Raw genomic sequence first — 239 nt, forward strand, 5'->3', positions numbered from 1 at the left:
TCATCGCCCTCGCATGGCTCGTGCCGGGCCCGGTCGGCTGCAATGTCGCGGTGCAGGTCGGCCAGACGCTGCACGGCCGCGTCGGCGCGTGGATCGCCGGCATCGCGAGCGTGCTGCCGTTCTTCCTGCTGATGACGCTGTTCGCGATCTTCTACCGCACGCCGATCGTGCGCTCGCTCGCCGCGACGATGCTGATCAATCACGTCAGGATGGTGCTCGCCGCGCTGATCGGCGTCACG

Annotated in this window: 1 protein-coding gene; it reads left to right on the forward strand. The window is 68.6% G+C overall.

The window, feature by feature from the left end; translation table 11 throughout:
• Positions 1–239, forward strand: a 239-nt coding sequence (locus tag R0J88_RS23190) for a chromate transporter (protein WP_410901344.1), incomplete at both ends; no start/stop codon positions are given.

Origin of the sequence: Pseudoalteromonas sp. SIMBA_162 (assembly GCF_046535955.1) — a bacterium.
In the GTDB taxonomy this organism is placed as follows: Bacteria; Pseudomonadota; Gammaproteobacteria; order Enterobacterales; family Alteromonadaceae; genus Pseudoalteromonas; species Pseudoalteromonas marina.